The 17,202-nt window shown below is 40.7% G+C and carries 16 protein-coding genes; 14 read left to right on the top strand and 2 right to left on the bottom strand.

Going from position 1 to position 17,202, the window contains the following annotated elements; all coding sequences use genetic code 11:
- Positions 1–13 precede the first annotated feature (13 nt).
- Positions 14–853, top strand: a complete 840-nt coding sequence (locus tag I579_RS03685) for a histidinol-phosphatase HisJ family protein (protein WP_010752710.1) — start codon at positions 14–16, stop codon at positions 851–853.
- 379 nt (positions 854–1,232) lie between these two features.
- Here the strand turns inward: I579_RS03685 and I579_RS03680 are convergent, their stop codons facing one another.
- Positions 1,233–1,640 (bottom strand): Ohr family peroxiredoxin, encoded by a 408-nt coding sequence (locus tag I579_RS03680; RefSeq protein ID WP_010752711.1) that lies wholly within the window; start codon positions 1,638–1,640, stop codon positions 1,233–1,235.
- A gap of 150 nt (positions 1,641–1,790) precedes the next feature.
- On the opposite strand from I579_RS03680, the gene I579_RS12470 reads away from it, so the two are divergent.
- The 6 genes from I579_RS12470 (at position 1,791) to I579_RS03650 (ending at position 7,910) form a co-directional block, all read left to right on the top strand.
- The gene (locus I579_RS12470; protein ID WP_010752712.1) at positions 1,791–2,243 is read left to right on the top strand and encodes an NUDIX hydrolase; all 453 of its coding nucleotides are present in this window, start codon (positions 1,791–1,793) and stop codon (positions 2,241–2,243) included.
- Positions 2,244–2,550: 307 nt separating this feature from the next.
- Positions 2,551–3,624, top strand: coding sequence for an ABC transporter ATP-binding protein (locus tag I579_RS03670; RefSeq protein ID WP_010752713.1), 1,074 nt, complete (start codon positions 2,551–2,553; stop codon positions 3,622–3,624).
- Positions 3,624–4,508, top strand: coding sequence for a carbohydrate ABC transporter permease (locus I579_RS03665; RefSeq protein WP_010752714.1), 885 nt, complete (start codon positions 3,624–3,626; stop codon positions 4,506–4,508). The genes I579_RS03670 and I579_RS03665 overlap by 1 nt, the downstream gene beginning before the upstream one ends.
- 3 nt (positions 4,509–4,511) lie before the next feature.
- Positions 4,512–5,330 (top strand): carbohydrate ABC transporter permease, encoded by an 819-nt coding sequence (locus I579_RS03660; RefSeq protein ID WP_010752715.1) that lies wholly within the window; start codon positions 4,512–4,514, stop codon positions 5,328–5,330.
- A complete protein-coding gene (locus I579_RS03655) occupies positions 5,314–6,600 on the top strand; it encodes an MBL fold metallo-hydrolase (protein ID WP_010752716.1) in 1,287 nt (428 codons plus the stop codon). Before I579_RS03660 ends, I579_RS03655 begins: the two co-directional genes overlap by 17 nt.
- A gap of 23 nt (positions 6,601–6,623) precedes the next feature.
- The gene (locus I579_RS03650; protein WP_010752717.1) at positions 6,624–7,910 is read left to right on the top strand and encodes an extracellular solute-binding protein; all 1,287 of its coding nucleotides are present in this window, start codon (positions 6,624–6,626) and stop codon (positions 7,908–7,910) included.
- Positions 7,911–8,027: 117 nt separating this feature from the next.
- On the opposite strand, the gene I579_RS03645 is transcribed toward I579_RS03650, so the two are convergent.
- Positions 8,028–9,935 carry a BglG family transcription antiterminator gene (locus I579_RS03645; RefSeq protein WP_010752718.1) on the bottom strand — a complete coding sequence of 636 codons (1,908 nt, stop codon included), beginning with the start codon at positions 9,933–9,935 and terminating at the stop codon, positions 8,028–8,030.
- A gap of 270 nt (positions 9,936–10,205) precedes the next feature.
- Between I579_RS03645 and I579_RS03640 the strand changes: the two genes are divergently transcribed.
- The 7 genes from I579_RS03640 (at position 10,206) to I579_RS03610 (ending at position 17,157) form a co-directional block, all read left to right on the top strand.
- On the top strand, positions 10,206–10,676 hold the full coding sequence (locus tag I579_RS03640; protein WP_010752719.1) for a PTS sugar transporter subunit IIA: 471 nt from the start codon (positions 10,206–10,208) through the stop codon (positions 10,674–10,676).
- On the top strand, positions 10,673–10,960 hold the full coding sequence (locus I579_RS03635) for a PTS sugar transporter subunit IIB (protein WP_010752720.1): 288 nt from the start codon (positions 10,673–10,675) through the stop codon (positions 10,958–10,960). Before I579_RS03640 ends, I579_RS03635 begins: the two co-directional genes overlap by 4 nt.
- A gap of 67 nt (positions 10,961–11,027) precedes the next feature.
- On the top strand, positions 11,028–12,398 hold the full coding sequence (locus tag I579_RS03630) for a PTS ascorbate transporter subunit IIC (protein ID WP_010752721.1): 1,371 nt from the start codon (positions 11,028–11,030) through the stop codon (positions 12,396–12,398).
- 1 nt (position 12,399) lies between these two features.
- Complete coding sequence (locus tag I579_RS03625; RefSeq protein WP_010752722.1) at positions 12,400–13,113, top strand: transaldolase; 714 nt, start codon at positions 12,400–12,402, stop codon at positions 13,111–13,113.
- Positions 13,114–13,286: 173 nt separating this feature from the next.
- Positions 13,287–14,846, top strand: a complete 1,560-nt coding sequence (locus I579_RS03620; protein WP_010752723.1) for a bifunctional metallophosphatase/5'-nucleotidase — start codon at positions 13,287–13,289, stop codon at positions 14,844–14,846.
- A gap of 245 nt (positions 14,847–15,091) precedes the next feature.
- Positions 15,092–15,325, top strand: coding sequence for a hypothetical protein (locus I579_RS03615; protein ID WP_010752724.1), 234 nt, complete (start codon positions 15,092–15,094; stop codon positions 15,323–15,325).
- A gap of 302 nt (positions 15,326–15,627) precedes the next feature.
- Entirely contained in the window at positions 15,628–17,157 is a 1,530-nt protein-coding gene (locus I579_RS03610) for a glycoside hydrolase family 43 protein (protein WP_010752725.1), read from the top strand.
- Positions 17,158–17,202 lie beyond the last annotated feature (45 nt).

Raw genomic sequence — 17,202 nt, 5'->3', positions numbered from 1 at the left:
CGGGAGGAAGGCCATGTTTTATTCCAATGTTCACACTCATTCCACTTGGTGTGATGGCAAGCAAACGCTCGGGGAGATGGCCGAAGCCGCTTGTCAGTTGCACATGACGGATTTAGGCTTTACTTCCCATTCCTATGCTCCTTTTGACCCGGGATGTCTCGGGGTCAAAGATGAAGCGGGCTACCAACAAGCAGTGGCAAAACTCAAAGAACAGTATGCCGAAAAACTCAACCTTCAATGTGGCTTGGAGTGGGATTATTTCAGTCCGACACCAGCCAAGGGCTACGACTATTTCATCGGTTCCGTGCATTATTTTAAGCCGCGAGCAGGGGTCTACGCCAGTGTGGACGAGAGCCCGGAAACTTTCGCGAAAACTTTGGCTACTTGGTTTGATGGGGACTTTTTAGCCATGGCGGAGGAATACTACGCCTTGGTTTTGCGCCATGTGAAAGAAAATGAGCCTTTGATTGTGGGGCATTTTGACTTGATTAAGAAGTTTCAAAATCGTCTAGGCTATATCATACAGGACAATCAAGCCCAGTATCAGGATTTAACTCGGCAAGCGTTAGCCGAGGTCTGCCAGACACTCAAAAGTTACGGGGGCTTGGTGGAAATCAACACCGGGGGCATGAGTCGCGGTTGGACAAAGGAGCCCTATCCAGGTCCTTTTTTATGGCGAGATTTAGCCCAGCGCAAAACTCCTGTGATCATCACCAGTGACAGCCATGAAGCCAAGACTTTGAGCTTTGCCTTTGAAGAGACGAAAGACCAACTCTTGCAACAAGGGATTACGGAAACTTGGCAATTGTACCAAGGTCAATTTCAACCCTTTTTACTTACCCAGACTTCTTGAAGGAACAGCTTCAGGAAGTCTTTTTTGCTGGTGAGAAGAAGCAGGATTATGAAGATTCGCATATTAAAAAACAATCGTTGTCAGTCCTTGTACTTCTCAGTACAATTTAAGTAGAGATAGATGCCTGAGCTGGGATAAACGAGCACGCCACCGAGTAGCGTTATTAAACCTTGATCCATACCCCAGATTACGAAAAGAATGTTTGATTGTCTGTTCCAATGCGAGCGCACTTCCTTCCCCAATCTCTGGTAGCGGATGTTCCCCTTATAAAAGGGCCAAGAACCTTTGCTGATTCTTTGGTAGCTAACGTTTAGCCTGGGCATTTTTCTAGTAAAAAGGCGGTTACTGCATCTAGCAGTAACCGCCTTTTTGTCTGTCTTTATTCCGCTTCGTAGGTCACTTCGATATTGCCTTTCACCGCTTTGGTGTAAGGGCAGATGTCTTCGGTTTCTTTCATGTATTTCACGGTATCTTCCTTCGCTAAGCCTTCAATGTGACCGGTCAGAGTAACCGCCAAGTGTAAAGTGGTGTAATCCGGCAAATCCCCCAAAAGGGTAACTTCTGCGCGGATCGTCCGCTCTTTGTCACCGTGGCCATCTCTCTCTAAAGGAAAGCTCATGGCACCATTGAAACAAGAAGCTAGACCGGCGGCGAAAAGTTCTTCGGGATTCGTGTAGCCGTCTTTTTTGGTCATGGACGTTTTCAGGTCTAAATTACCGGTAATTGACTTGGCTTCGCCTTCGCGACCACCTTTGTTGACGACTGTAGAAAGGGACATTTTTTTCATCTTTCTCATCCATTCTGTAGTTTATTTGACACTTTGACTGTAGCACGAATGAGGAACTTTCCCAAAGGACTTGCTCACAAAAAGCGAGAGAACGGTGACAAAAAAGAAAAAAGGGTATACTACAATCAAAAGAAAAAGGAGAGACGGAGGATGGAAAACTATGAAGCACAGCTGCGGAAACTCGTGGGAGCCAAGCCTCTTTTCGTACCTTGGGTGTGGGTGGTTGTCCAAGATCAAGAAGGCCGGTTGCTAGTAGCAATCAAGGAGGGAGGCCTGGGCTTACCCGGCTGGCCTATGGAAATCGGGGAGCAATTTCAAGATACTGTGGCGCGGGGCTTACAGACTTTTCTCGGCTTAGCCCCAGAGGACTATCGCTTGGAAAAACAATTTGCAACGACGACCCAAAGGCACATTAGAACTTCTTATGGGGAGGTTCAAACCTTGTATATCGGCTATTTGATTACTGTAACTGGGCAAATCCCCCGTAATAAGCAAGGCGATTTCACTTGGCTTTATGGGGAGAAATTGCGCCAAGAGCTCCTGTCCTTTGATCAGAGCTTGCCTTTTTTGCAGCAATATCTTCAAGCTTTACCCAAAGACTAGGCAAAGGCATCAAACGGCATTTCTTTCAAAAATTATCGAATTTTGGAAAAAAATGCCAATCTTTTTTTGTTGTCGGTTTTTTAATGGACAAAAGCGAGGGATTTTAGGGAACTTTTATTTTTATATGAATTCGCTACCATGAGGGGCAGACCGGAGCGGGAATGAATTAGACCAATTTCCACCAGTTGCTTTAAATGAAAAAACAATAAGTTTTCAATGGCTATCTATCACCGAACTTTATAAATCACTAGAATTAAAAAATGCTAAAATAGGCACGTATGTAAAAAAAGGTAATGGAGGATTTTTAATGATTGAAGTCATCGATCTGAAAAAAGTGTTCGAAAACGGTTATGAGGCACTAAAGTCAGTCAACTTCACCATCGAAAAAGGCGACCTTGTTTGTTTGCTCGGCCCATCTGGCTGTGGCAAATCCACAATCTTGAATCTAATCGCTGGTTTGTTGAGCCCTTCTGACGGCGATATTCGTTTTGCGGGGAACTCGGTAGTCAAAACGGAACCTAAAGACCGGAATATCGGTTTTGTGTTCCAAAACTATGCGCTTTATCCCCATATGACGGTTTTCGAAAATGTGATGTTCCCATTGACGGTGGGGGACAAGAAGAAACCGAAAGCGGAAGCCATGGCAATCGCTGAAAAGTATATGGAATTGACGAACATCGGAGAGTTGCGGAACAAAAAACCCGGCACACTTTCCGGGGGGCAACAACAACGGGTAGCAATCACCCGGGCCTTGGTGCAAAACCCTGAAGTTTTACTACTGGATGAACCATTGAGTAACTTGGACGCGCGGTTGCGTTTGAAGATTCGGGAAGAAATTCGCCGCTTGGTTAAAGAAGTGGGAATTACGACGATTTTCGTAACCCACGACCAAGAAGAAGCGTTGTCCATCAGTGATAAAATTATTCTATTAAATGAAGGAGTCGTGCAACAAGACGACGATCCACAGAACTTATACTTAGAGCCTGCTAATTTATTTGTGGCTCAGTTCATCGGCAATCCAATCATCAATATCTTGCCGGTAACGGTCAAAGATGGGGTCATGAGTCACGAAGAGTTCCACGTGCCCACAAGCCGCTTTGCCGAAGACCGCTTTAAAGAAGACATGCCAGACGGTTCCTATATCTTAGGTATTCGTCCTGAAGATGTCTTGCCAGTAGCTGGAGAAGGTGCTTTCGATGCGACTGTTCACGGGGTGGAATTAATCGGCCGGGAACGTATTTTGAACTTCGAAATCGGCGCCAATCATTTGAAATCAATCGTCAGCATCGAAAATGAGATTCAAGAAGGAGCCGAGCTGACCTTCGATTTTGCTTATCCGAAAGCCTTCCTGTTTAAGCCGGATGGGACCCGGATTTACTGATGTTTAAGAAGAATAGCTACAATCCAGAGAACCAACCCAAAGCCTGGCTCTTCCTTCTGCCATCTTTGGTAATTATCGTCTTATTTTCCATCTATCCACTACTCCGTTCCTTGGTGATGAGCTTCCAAAAGGGCTCATTGATCAATATGGAACCGGCGGGCTTGGAAAACTATCAGAAAGTCCTCAGTGACCCAGTCTTTTATCGAGCTTTGAAGAATACCGCCCTTTACGCCTTTACCACGGTGCCGGTGGCCTTGATTCTCGGCTTGTTAATCGCTTGGATCATCTTTGAAAAGGTGAAACACAAGAGCTTTTTTGAAACCATCTTTTTCATGCCTTATGTTACGAGTACCATTGCCATTGGGATCGTCTTCCGTTACTTCTTTAACGGGGACTACGGGATTGTCAATTACATTTTGAGCATCTTTGGCATTCCTGGTTTGAACTGGTTGGATAGTGTGGATCTTTCCATGCCAACTTTGATCATCTTTGGGATTTGGAGTTCCTTGGCCTTTAATATCATTATTTTATTGGCCGGCCTTAGAAACATCGACGAAGAACATTACAAAATTGCCAAAATGTTTGGCGCTACCGACGGAGAAATCTTCCGCCGCATTACATTGCCGCAATTGGTACCGACGATTGCGTTCTTGCTAACGGTGAATATCATCGGCGCCTTCAAGGTGTACACCCAAGTTTATGCCTTGTTTGCCGGTCAACCGGGGATTGCCAAGAGTGCTACCACGGCGGTGTACTACATTTACGACAAGTTCCACATTTCCGGTCGTCCGGGAATCGCCATGGCGGCTACGGTTATCTTGTTCTTAGTCATTTTGTTCTGTACTTTTATCCAACGTAAAATCGTCAAGAAAGTGGGGGAATAAGCAGTGAAACGAGTGATTAATTTTATTTGCTACTTCTTTCTAATCGTCTTGGCCATTATCACCGTGTTTCCATTCGTATACATGGTTTTAGGGGGCTTGATGACCCGGTCGGAAGTCACTAGTATTCCGCCGACCATCATCCCGGCGCATTTGCAATTTGCGAACTTTTTGGATGTCTTTGAAAAAGCGCCGTTCATTCGCTACTTCTTCAATACGGTCTTTGTGTCCGCAGTGACGACAATCGCTACGTTGATTACGGCGGTTTTGGCCTCTTTCGCACTGACCAGTTTGGAGTTTCGCTTTAAGAAAGTCGTGTTGGCAATCATGGTTTCCTTGTTGATGGTGCCTTACGAGTCCATCATCTTCACCAACTTCAATACCATTGCCCGTTTAGGCTTATTGAACACCTACGCGTCCTTGATCATTCCTTTCTTGACCAGTATCTTTTATATTTACTACTTGAATAGTTATTTGAGTGGGATTTCCATTACCTATTACAAAGCGGCGAAAATCGATGGGGCCAGCGATATGGAATACATTCGCAAGATTTTGGTGCCTATGACGAAACCGGCTTTGGTAACCGTGGGCATCTTGACCTTTATCTCTAGCTGGAATTCCTTCTTGTGGCCATTGTTGGTAACCAATGACAAAGCGCACCGCCTGTTGAACAATGGGTTGTCCGCCTTCTCCACAGAAAGCGGCAGTGACGTGCACTTGCAGTTAGCGGCGGCTACTTTGACGGTTATTCCGATTTTGATTATCTATTTCATCTTTAGAAAAGAAATCATTCGTGGGGTGGCTAAAAATGGACTTAAAGGGTAAAACCAGCGTTACTTTCCACAGTGGGATTTTGACCATTGGGGGTACGGTGATCGAAGTCCGCTACGAAGACGCTCGGATCTTCTTCGACTTTGGGACGGAGTTTCGCCCAGAGCTAGGCTTGACCGAAGAAAGTTTAGGGACGCTGTTGGACAATCGGTTGATCCCTGCTTTGTCTGGAGTGTACGATTCCCGCTTGTCCGGAGCTGAGGGTTTAGCAGCTCCCACAGAAGAGGTGGAGACGGCGGTCTTTTTATCCCACGCCCATTTGGATCATTCCAAGATGATCAATTACTTGGATCCAGCGATTCCTTTGTACACGCTAAAAGAAACCAAAGCGATTCTCGCTTCATTGAATCGAGACGAGCAGTTTCTTTTAACTAATCCTTTCGCCCCCGGAACCCGAGACATGATTGGGTTAGAAGCCGGTAGCGAAGTAGTAGTTGGCAAGATTCACGTGACGATTTTGCCAGTGGATCACGATGCTTACGGGGCGGCGGCTTTACTGATTAAGACGCCAGATGCCTTTTTGACGTATACTGGGGATTTACGCTTACACGGCTATGACCGCGATTTGACGGAAGCCTTCTGTGCGCAAGCCAAACACACGGACCTCCTCATGATGGAAGGAGTCAGCATTTCCTTCGATGATCGCGAGGAGGAGGCTGATACCGAAACGCTACCTAGCGAACAGGCGTTGATTACTCGTTTGGTGGAACTAGTAGCAGCCAATCCTCAGCGGCAGTTAACCTTTAACGGCTATCCTGCCAATGTGAAACGCTTTGCCGCCATCTTGAGCTCGGCACCTCGCACGGTCGTACTAGAAGCCAATATGGCTGCTTTATTACAGGAAGTCCTAGGCCTTGATGCCTATTATTACTACCCAACTGGTGCAACAAAGATTTCGAGTTTGAAACCAGAGCTAGCCATTTCCTATGAGACGCTTTTAGCCGATCAAGGGCAGTACTTATGGCAAGTGGTGGATCACTTTGAAGCCTTGCAGCCAGGGGGACTCTACTTCCACTTGGACGCAGAGCCTTTGGGGGATTTCGACCCGGCGTATCAAGTATTCTTGGATCTTTTAGCCAAACAAGACATCATCTTCTTACGCCTTGCTTGTTCCGGACATGCTTTTCCGGAGGACCTGGACCGAATCATCGCCATGATTCAGCCCAAAACTTTGGTTCCAATCCATACCTTGAAGCCTGAAAAATTGGTGAATCCGTATGGTGAAAGAATATTGCCCTCTCGTGGGGACACAATCGTTTTATAAAAAATTTTGGAGGAGAGTCAAGAATGAAGTTCAAAAAAATGGGAACAGTCGTATTGGCAACACTAGCAACGGTCGCATTAGCAGCTTGTGGCAGCTCAAACGATAGCAAGGACAGTGGAGAAAGCGACAAAATCGTCACTGAAATCAAGGACAAAACGGAAATCACTTTCTGGCACGCAATGAACGGTGCGCAAGAAGAAGCATTGACCAAAATTACCGAAGATTTCATGAAAGAAAATCCCAATATCAAAGTAACCTTGCAAAACCAAGGTCAATACTCTGATATGCAAGCCAAAATCAACTCGACTTTGCAATCCCCTAAAGACTTACCAACGATTACTCAAGCATACCCAGGTTGGTTGTGGAATGCTGCGCAAGACGATATGTTGGTAGACTTGAAACCATACATGGAAGACGACACCATTGGCTGGGGCGACCAAGAAGAAATTCGCGATGCTTTACTAAAAGGTGCGCAAATCGACGGTACCCAATACGGAATTCCATTTAACAAATCCACTGAAGCGTTGGTTTACAATGCGGATATGTTGAAAGAATACGGCGTTGAAGTGCCAACTACTTTGGAAGAATTCGCTAAAGCTTGCGAAACTATCTATGAAAAATCCAACCATGAAGTTGTCGGTGGCGGATTTGACTCTTTGAACAACTACTATGCAATCGGCATGGAAAACCAAGGCGTGGAATTCAACAAAGACTTAGACTTCACTGGTTCTGAATCAAAAGAAGTGATCAACTACTACCTAGACGGCATCAAGAACGGTTCTATGCGGATTGCCGGTAGTGACAAATACTTGTCTGGTCCTTTTGCCAATGAAAAAGTTGCGATGTTTATCGGCTCAATCGCTGGTGAAGGCTACGTGAAACAAGATACAGAAGGCAAATTCGAATACGGTGTAGCTCCTCGTCCTGAAAAAATCAACATCCAACAAGGGACTGACGTTTACATGTTCGACAGCGCAACGGCTGAACAAAAAACAGCTGCGTACTTGTTGTTGAAATACATGTCTACGCCAGACGTTCAATTGTACTGGGCAGAACAAACTGGCTACATGCCAATCCTACAATCTGTTTTGGACAGCAGCGAATACAAAGACTCTGAAAATACGAAAGTTCCTGCAATCTTGTCTGAAGCAACCAAAGAATTGTTCGCAATTCCTGTAGAAGAAAATGCTGACCCTGCTTACAACGAAGTTCGTTCAATCATGGAAAACATCTACTCTAACCCTGATAAAGATACTAACGAACTAATCAAACAAGGCGCAACTCAATTAGAAGACGCTTGGAATCAATAAGCAACTGAAAATGAAAAGTCCCTATTCCTCGGAACAAATTGCTGAGGGATAGGGGCTTTTTTGTTTTGAAGATTGATGTTTACAAATGATAGGTTTCATAGAGTGAAGTAGCATACATTAGAACAAGGAAGATAAAAACATTTCAAAATTTTGTGAGTTCCCAATTTTTTGTTGAAGTTTTTTATTTTCAACTAAGTCGGATAAATATTCAAAAAAGGTATGAAGGTTCTCTTTGTCCTCTTCAGCTACTGCTAGTAGAAAAATGATTTTAACGGTTTTATCATCTCTCCAAATAATAGGAGATTGTGAGATGTAAACAAAGATTTTTGTTTGTTTAATGTTGGCATCAATGGCATGTGGAATGGCAATGAGATCAGTAATATTAGTTGGTGCAATATGTTCTCGTTCAAGGACCTTTTTTGTAAACCCAATGTTGACTACTTCTTGTTCTTCTAGAATATTACCAATTGAGTTAATGAGCGTATCCCGAGTTGTTTTTTGATTATTGATTACAAACATGGAAGCGTCGAATAGTTTTGTTAATGCAAGATGTTTTTCCTCAATAGCCAATATTTCATCAATTTTTTCCATTCCCTGTTTAATGTCGAGAAAGTCAATTTGTACAATAGGTATTTGTTGATTTTGCAAAGGGATTGTTGAAATTATAAGATTGACATTTTGAGGTTCAGATAACTGAAATGTTGCATAAGAAATAATATCAACAATTTCTAATTTATCAGAAAAACGTTTTTTTATCATTGCTTCTATAAGTCGACTTGTTGATACACCTTGGCCACATATAATCAAAACTCGTTTTTTATGAATAGAAAGTTCTTTTTTACGCTCGATAGCTGCGGCAATATGCAGTGCAAGATAACCGATATCATCTTCTGTAAATTCAAATTCGCTCAGCCATTTACTATTATTTGTTGCTAGAACTGCTAGTTCAAAAGCGTATGAGAAATTTTTCTTAATTTCAGGTAGTAGCGGATTTTTCTTGTTTTTTAGTAGTTCCTTTAATGAAAGATAGCTGGAGAAATGAACGAAAAGATCTTGTCGTAATATTTCATCTTGTAATAAATTTTCACCGATTATTTCATTAATTTCTAAAAGCATTTGATCGATAAATTGGTAAATTTTTGTTGTTTGGCTATTAGAATGAACTTCTTGCTGTAAATCTGAAAATAAATGATTGTACAGCCAGTAGCGCTCTTGTAAGTCAAAGGTAATTTGATAGTCATTTTCAATAGTGGAAAGTAGTTCATCCATTGCTGACTGGATTTTTTTATCTATAGTAAAAAAATTACTAATAGTTTCAAGTTTATGCTTTTTTGTTGTACGTAAAATAGAGATTGCTAAGTGAATGACAAAATTCTTACGATTATAATCAGAAATTCTAAACTGGTTTGGTGGAAAATATGAAGCAACAGCAGTAGCTAGATTCTCTAAATCGATTTCATCAAATAATTCTTTCTCACTAGCAGAAAATTGTGAAATATAGCTTTCAAAGTTTTTTTCGATTAATTGATCTGAAATAACTTGGCGAATCGCGCTTTCATCTCCTGAAATTTTGTAGCCGATATTCATTTTAGAAGTGATTTTTAAATTGTATGAAGCTAATAATAATCGAAGCTGTCGCAAATAACCTAAAAGAGTAGTTCGACCAACAAAAATTGTTGTGCACAATTCATCTAATGATAATTCATGTTCGGAAAGTAACAACAATAATAGTAATTGCCTTATTCGATCCTCTGAAGTTTCTAATTGTTGATTTGAAGAAATGATTTGTTTATCAATTTCTGAGAATAATTGTTTAACGTTCTCTTTTTGAAGTAGTTCATAACCAAGATTTCTTCTGGAAATAATTTTTGCTTGATATTTTTTGAGATCAGTATTTAATTCGGTAATATCATTTCTGATTGTCCGCTCGGAGACGGAAAATTCCGTTGCTAATATGCCACTAGAACAGTTTTTTTCAATGTATAAACGATGAAATATTTGATTTAGTCTTTTATGAGCAAACATGATAATTCCTCCGCTCTATTATATGGGTATCATATAAACTATTTACTAAAAAGACAATGTCCTATTTTAATAAGAAATTATTCGATTGTTTGTAAAGGCTTACTATGAAAGGCTTCTTTTATCAAAATTAAAAAAACGGATATTTTCCAGTTCTTATAGGAAATGGTTGAACTGAATAATTCAAGCATTTCCATTTTAATCGGGAAATGAAAGCGGTATCTATTCTAAACAAATTAATTTATAGTGAATGTGTAGTTAGGAGGTATTCAAATGGAAGAAAATAATCCACATTATTTAAGTGAAGAGCATCTAATTTTTAAATCTGAGGTTTCTTCTTGGCAAGAAGCAATAAAAATTGTTGCTCAACCATTATTGGCTGAAGGAATTATTGAAAAAAAATATATTGATGCAATGATTCAAAATGTTATGGAACTTGGCGATTATATGGTGCTTGTTCCAAAAGTGGCTATGCCACATGCCAGACCAGAAGCTGGGGCATTGCGAACTGATTTCAGTATTTTGAAACTGGAACACCCTGTACTTTTTGGAAAGAAACATGAAGTATCACTAATTATTTGCCTTGCAACAAATGATAATAAAGCTCATTTAGCTTTATTGAAAAGGATATCTGCATTAATTGATGAAGAAGTAAAAGTTAATGCATTATTAGGTTCAGCTAGTAAAAAAGAGTTTGTAACATTAGCGGAGACGTTTATCAGAGAAGAGGAGGAAGAATTATGATTAAAATTATTACAGTATGTGGGAATGGAATTGGCAGTAGTAATTTATTAGCAATGAAGATTAATCAAATTGCTAAAAAAAATGGAATTGATGTAGAAGCTAGACCAAGTGATTTTAATGCAGCATTGGGTGAAACCCCGGATCTTTTTGTGACAGTCGATGAATTTGCCAAACAATTTCCAGAGAATAAAAATGTAGCAGTGGTTCGTAGTTATGCCGATCGAAAAAAAATTACTGAAGATATTTTACCTATCTTAGAAGAATTAAATCAAAGTAAAGGTTAATCACTTTTCTTATGTGGCCACATGAGAGGATTAATTATAAAATATTCTAATTATAGGAGGAGCCATAATGTTTTTTTTAGAATTTCTGAAGGATATGTTTAGTGAACCAGCGATTTTAATGGGATTAGTGGCATTTGTTGGTCTGATTGCTATGCGTGCACCAGGACATAAAATATTGACTGGTACATTAGGTCCTATTCTAGGATACCTAATGTTAGCCGCTGGGGCAGATGTTATCAGTGCAAATTTAGATCCGCTTTCTCAAATGATTGAAACCGGGTTTCATATTACTGGTGTCGTGCCAAATAATGAAGCTGTTACATCGGTAGCACAAAAGGTTTTGGGTGTGGAAACAATGACTATCTTGATTGTAGGATTAGTCGTTAATTTGTTAGTAGCACGTTTTACCCGATATAAATATGTATTTTTAACTGGACATCATTCATTTTTTATGGCGTGCTTATTATCAGCCGTTTTAGGTGCAGTCGGGTTTGAAGGTACTTCTCTTATTTTGATTGGTGGGTTCTTCTTAGGAGCATGGAGTGCGATTTCCCCTGCTATTGGTCAAAAATACACTTTAAAAGTTACAGATGGTGATGAAATAGCCATGGGACACTTTGGCTCAATTGGGTATTACTTATCAGCTTTTATCGGTGAATTAGTAGGTAAAGGATCGAAGTCCACAGAAGATATTGAAGTTCCTGAAAAATTCGGGTTTTTACGAAATACAACGATCTCTACTGCACTAACCATGATTATTTTCTATCTAGTCTCAGCAATTGCTGCTGGTCCTGAGTTTGTCTCAACTTTATCAGATGGGAAGTCGCCTTATCTATTTGCTATTCTCTGTGGATTGAAGTTTGCTGTTGGTGTAACGATTGTCTATTCTGGCGTACGAATGATTTTAGCCGATTTATTACCAGCCTTTCAGGGTATTGCTGATAAAGTCATCCCAAATGCAGTACCTGCAGTCGATTGTGCTGTATTCTTCCCATACGCACAAACTGCTGTAATCATTGGATTTATTTCAAGCTTTGTAGGTGGACTTATCGGTATGTTTATCCTTGGAGCTGCTGGAGGAGTTTTAATTATTCCTGGGTTAGTACCTCATTTCTTCTGTGGTGCTACTGCTGGTGTTTATGGTAATTCAACTGGTGGACGAAGAGGCGCGATTGTTGGAGCCTTTGTAAATGGTTTGTTTCTAGCCTTCTTACCAGCATTACTGCTACCAGTATTAGGGGAGCTTGGTTTTTCTAATGCTACATTTGGTGATTTTGACTTTGGTTGGATTGGAATTTTATTAGGTAAAGTTGGCGGTCAATTCGGTCAGATGGGAATTTATGTAATTATGGCAGCTGTTTTACTTGTCTTAGTCTTACCAAGTGTTGTTCACCCATCAAAGATAGCTATTAATAATGAAGGAATGGAGACCGATTAAAATGGATTTTAAAATTGATATTTATTCAGATGGAGCTGTGATTGAGGACATGCTGAAAATGAAATCTGCAGGGATTGTTACCGGATTTACAACTAACCCTAGCTTGATGAAACAAGCTGGGATTACAAATTATGTCGCTTTTGCTAAAGAAGTATTAGAAAAAGTTGATGGTATGCCAATTAGCTTTGAAGTTTTTGCAGATGATTTTGAAACTATGGAAAAAGAAGCAATTAAGTTGTCTTCTCTGGGAGATAATGTGTATGTAAAAATTCCTATTATGAATACTAAAGGCGAAGCTTCAACCGACCTTATTCGTAAGTTGTCAGAAAAAGGATTAAAATTGAACGTGACAGCTATTATGACTACAGAACAGGTGGCTAACACTGTAGATGCCTTATCTGATGGAACAAAAAATATTGTTTCAGTTTTTGCTGGGCGAGTTGCAGATACTGGTATTGATCCAGAGCCACTAATGAAACAATCGTTGGAACTTTGTCACAAAAAGAATGGAACTAAATTACTTTGGGCAAGTTCTAGAGAAGTATATAATATTGTTCAAGCAGATTCTTTGGGTGTAGATATTATTACTGTAACACCAGCATTATTATCTAAGCTCTCTATGTATCATATGGATTTGAGCAAACTTTCTCTTGAAACGGTTAAGATGTTTAATCGAGATATTAAAAGCCTAGGTTTTACGATTTTAGACGATTAAAAATAGGTTTGATATTAAGAACGTAAATAGCAAATAAAAATCCGTTTTTGGTGAATTTACCTTCACTTAGAGCGGATTTTTACTTGTCTTTTATTTTTGTTTTCCCCCTAGTTTTGTTATGATGATGGAGCAGGATTTTCCTGATTCAGACTTTTAAATAAGGGATGTTTTAAATGAAATTAACGATTTTAGCTACCAGTGATATGCATGGCTACGTCTTGCCGACCAACTATGCGGATACCACTGATCAGCCCTATGGTGTGGCCAAAGTAGCCACAAAAATGAAAGAATTAACCGCCGCTGCCACTGGACCGGTGATTAAGATTGAAAATGGTGACTTTATTCAAGGCTCGCCTTTAAGCTATTATGTGGCAAAGCAAGGGGAGCAAAATCCCGCTCTTTTGACGCAAGTGGTCAATCAAATCGGTTATGATGTGGGCCTTTTAGGAAATCATGAGTTTAACTACGGGCCCGAGTATTTGCAAAAAGCGATTAACAGCTATGAGCATCCGATTTTAGCGGCGAATGTCTTAGGGGAAAACGGCCGGCCTTATTTTGGTCAACCCTATGTGATTATTGAAAAGGCCGGGGTGAAAGTGGCCATCTTAGGTGTGGTTACTCAGTACATTCCTCATTGGGAACAACCGAGCCACATTAAAGGACTGCACTTCCAAAGTTTAGTGAAGACAGCGAAGCAGTACGTGCCAAAACTTCGAGAATTGGCGGATGTAGTGATTGTCGCCTATCACGGGGGCTTTGAGCGGGACTTGGAAACCGGTGAAGCTACTGAGCTGATAACCGGGGAAAATGAGGGCTACGAGCTCTTGCACAGTGTTTCAGGCATTGATGCCTTGATCACTGGCCATCAACACCGGGAAATCGCTGGCGTGGTCAATGGCGTTCCGGTAATTCAGCCCGGCTCATTTGGCCGCTTCGTGGGGGAAATTGTCTTAGATTTGAATAAAACAGCTACCGGAGTGACCGTTACCGGAGCCAGTGCGAGCATTCATCCCGTGGCGGATTGCCAGCCAGATGCAGGGATTTTGGCCAGCGTGGCGGAATTGAATCAGAACTTGGAAACTTGGTTGGATCAACCAGTGGGCCGGGTGGAAGGGGATATGCGCATTCAAGATTCCATGAAAGCCCGCTTAAAGGAACACCCTTACGTGGAGTTCATCAATAAGGTACAAATGGAAGCCTCGGGAGCGCCAATTTCCGGTACCGCTTTGTTCAATAATGAAGGCAAAGGGTTTGACGAGACCATTACCATGCGTAATATCATTACCAACTATATCTATCCTAATACGCTAGCCGTCTCTCAAATTACCGGCGCCGATTTACGCCAGGCCCTAGAACAAACGGCGAATTATTTGGCCTTGGAAGACGGCAAAATCGTCTTCAATCCTCGTTTTATTAAACCAAAACCGCAGTATTACAATTACGATATGTACGAAGGGGTAGACTACACCATCGATTTGCGCCAACCAGTAGGCTCGCGCGTGACCGAATTGCGCTTTAATGGCCAGCCCGTGCAAGCGACGGATACTCTGGAAGTTGTTATCAATCAATATCGAGCGGTAGGTGGGGGCAATTACGCCATGTTTACCCCGGAAAAAATTCAACGGGAAGTTCAAATCGATATGACCGAGTTAATTGCCGATTACTTACGCCGGCACCCGGTGATTCAAGCTACCGTAAATGAGAACTTTCAAATTTTACCCCAAGAAGATTAATCAATCGGGACTAAAGTGTGGATGGCTTTTTCAAAAAAACAAGAGAATCAGTGGGAAAAAGAAGAAAGAAAACGGTTGTTTTGTGTTTGAAGCGAAATGCTAAAGAATGCGTAAAGCCCAAGTAAGATTTCTCTTACAATGATGAATTTTGGTAGCTTTTTATCTGGGAAGTGAGTATACTCCTTTGGTAATGAGATGTGAGTGTTTGAGGAGACAATCACATCTGGAGAAAGGAAGTGTAGACGTTGGATTGGCAGACGCTTTTTGCTCTTGTCTCAAACAACTGTGACAAAGAGGTACCGATCGAAATCGATCACGACTTGTGTTATGTCTATCGAACGCAGAAAAAAGGGTTCCCCTTCAAATCTGTAACGACGTGTCAAAAAACTGCATTCGCCAAAGCTGAGTTACATGAGATTGTTGAGTTTTTGAACAATCATGGCTATCGGCCGAATATCAAAGAAGAAATCAAAGCATAAATTGAAACAAGGATTAGAAGCTGAGAAAGTTCTCGGCTTCTTTTTTATGTAGATTTTAAGGCTTTATCAAGATAATTTGCTTTTAGAAAAAGTATTAGGTTAGTTTATTTGCTATATTTTCAGTAAAATGAAACTTATCTATGCCTGTTTTTTCTGTGAAATTTGCCATCGTAAAATTTGTGCTTGTTCAATAATTTATGGATAAATAACTGTCTAAATTGAAATAAAAATGAAAAGGAGATATTGTTCGTGAATTCACGAATCTAAAAAGATAAAAATTCCTTGACCTTCTTTTTGAAACCGTGTATACTATTGATTGGTTTCCAGGGGTACAGATACATGAATCAAAAGATTTGGTTCATTGGCAATTAATTACACATCCTTTAGATACTGTGACGTTATTAGACATGAAAGGAAATGTTGATTCAGGCGGTATTTGGGCACCAGATTTATCTTATGCAGATGGCAAATTCTGGTTAGTTTATACCGATGTTAAAGTAACGAATGGTGCTTTTAAAGATTGTGTCAACTACTTGACTACTTCAGAGTCAATCTATGGGCCCTGGAGTGATCCCATTCGGTTAAACGGTGTAGGATTTGATAGTTCTCTCTTCCATGATGATGACGGGAAAAAATATATCGTGCAAATGGAATGGGATCATCGAGAATATCACCATCCATTTTACGGGATTAAGTGTACCGAGTATTCAGTGGAAGAAGAAAGATTGTTACCTGAAACCGGCAAAATCATCTGGCGTGGAACAGATGTTAAGTTAACAGAAGGCCCTCACCTTTATAAAATTTTTGGAAAATATTACTTGTTCTGTGCAGAAGGTGGTACAACTTATGCGCATCAAGAAGTGGTTGCCCGGGCAGATTCTATCTATGGTGAGTATGAATTCCAAGGGGAAACCTTTTTAACAGCGTTTGAAAGTCCTGATAATCCGTTGCAAAAATGTGGCCATGGCGCTTTAGTAGACACGCCAGAAGGAGAATGGTATTTCGCTCACTTAACTGGTAGACCTTGGCACCATGAAACGGAATCAATTCATGATCCACGAGGCTGGTGCACATTAGGTAGAGAAACTGCCATTCAAAAAGTAAAGTGGACAGAAGATAAGTGGCCATTGATTGTCGGTGGAAAACAAGGAAGTATTGAAGTTGAAGCACCCAAAAATATAACTTTACATCCTTACGATCCTAACTATTTGATTAAAGATGATTTTGAAGAGGCTCACTTAAATATCCATTTTAATACATTGCGTGTACCGTTCACTGAGAAGATCGGACGAATAAGTAATAGTCATCTTGTATTGAGAGGTGGTGGCAGTTTAACCAATCTCCATGATACGTCACTAGTTGCACGACGTTGGCAGTCATTTGAATTGGAAGCGGAGACAAGGCTTGCATATTATCCGACTACTTTCCAACAAATGGCAGGATTGACCAATTTCTATAATAGTCAACATTGGTCGATGATTCAGATAACTTGGAATGAGCTAAATGGCCGTGTCATTGAAGTAACAGAAAATAACCAAGGCGTGCTTACAAGTTATTTGAAAGAACAAGCAATAAAAGTGCCTAAAGATGTGGAATATGTTTACTTTAAAACAAAAGTTAAGACCTCTTCTTATTACTATGCTTATTCATTTGATGGTAAAGAGTGGATTGATATTCCTGTGACATTAGATGCCAAGATTCTTTCTGACGATTATGTAAATCAGACAAATGGTGGCTTTTTCACTGGCGCATTTGTTGGCATGGCAAACGTCGATTACTCTGGATATGACTTAGAGGCAAAATTTGATTACTTTGTTTATGAAGAAAAATAATGAGTCTAAAAAAATGAAATTATTCACTTTCTGAAAGGAAGCAAA

This window comes from Enterococcus asini ATCC 700915, assembly GCF_000407365.1.
Classification (GTDB): Bacteria; Bacillota; Bacilli; order Lactobacillales; family Enterococcaceae; genus Enterococcus_C; species Enterococcus_C asini.
This window is presented reverse-complemented; position numbering and strand designations above follow the sequence as displayed.

Coding starts and splice junctions, on each gene's coding strand:
- I579_RS03680 (WP_010752711.1), bottom strand. CDS start 1,640: ATGAAAAAAATGTCCCTTTCTACAGTCGTCAACAAAGGTGGTCGCGAA.
- I579_RS03645 (WP_010752718.1), bottom strand. CDS start 9,935: ATGTTTGCTCATAAAAGACTAAATCAAATATTTCATCGTTTATACATT.
- I579_RS03655 (WP_010752716.1), top strand. CDS start 5,314: ATGGACTTAAAGGGTAAAACCAGCGTTACTTTCCACAGTGGGATTTTG.
- I579_RS03650 (WP_010752717.1), top strand. CDS start 6,624: ATGAAGTTCAAAAAAATGGGAACAGTCGTATTGGCAACACTAGCAACG.
- I579_RS03620 (WP_010752723.1), top strand. CDS start 13,287: ATGAAATTAACGATTTTAGCTACCAGTGATATGCATGGCTACGTCTTG.
- I579_RS03670 (WP_010752713.1), top strand. CDS start 2,551: ATGATTGAAGTCATCGATCTGAAAAAAGTGTTCGAAAACGGTTATGAG.
- I579_RS03640 (WP_010752719.1), top strand. CDS start 10,206: ATGGAAGAAAATAATCCACATTATTTAAGTGAAGAGCATCTAATTTTT.
- I579_RS03635 (WP_010752720.1), top strand. CDS start 10,673: ATGATTAAAATTATTACAGTATGTGGGAATGGAATTGGCAGTAGTAAT.
- I579_RS03685 (WP_010752710.1), top strand. CDS start 14: ATGTTTTATTCCAATGTTCACACTCATTCCACTTGGTGTGATGGCAAG.
- I579_RS12470 (WP_010752712.1), top strand. CDS start 1,791: ATGGAAAACTATGAAGCACAGCTGCGGAAACTCGTGGGAGCCAAGCCT.
- I579_RS03625 (WP_010752722.1), top strand. CDS start 12,400: ATGGATTTTAAAATTGATATTTATTCAGATGGAGCTGTGATTGAGGAC.
- I579_RS03630 (WP_010752721.1), top strand. CDS start 11,028: ATGTTTTTTTTAGAATTTCTGAAGGATATGTTTAGTGAACCAGCGATT.
- I579_RS03665 (WP_010752714.1), top strand. CDS start 3,624: ATGTTTAAGAAGAATAGCTACAATCCAGAGAACCAACCCAAAGCCTGG.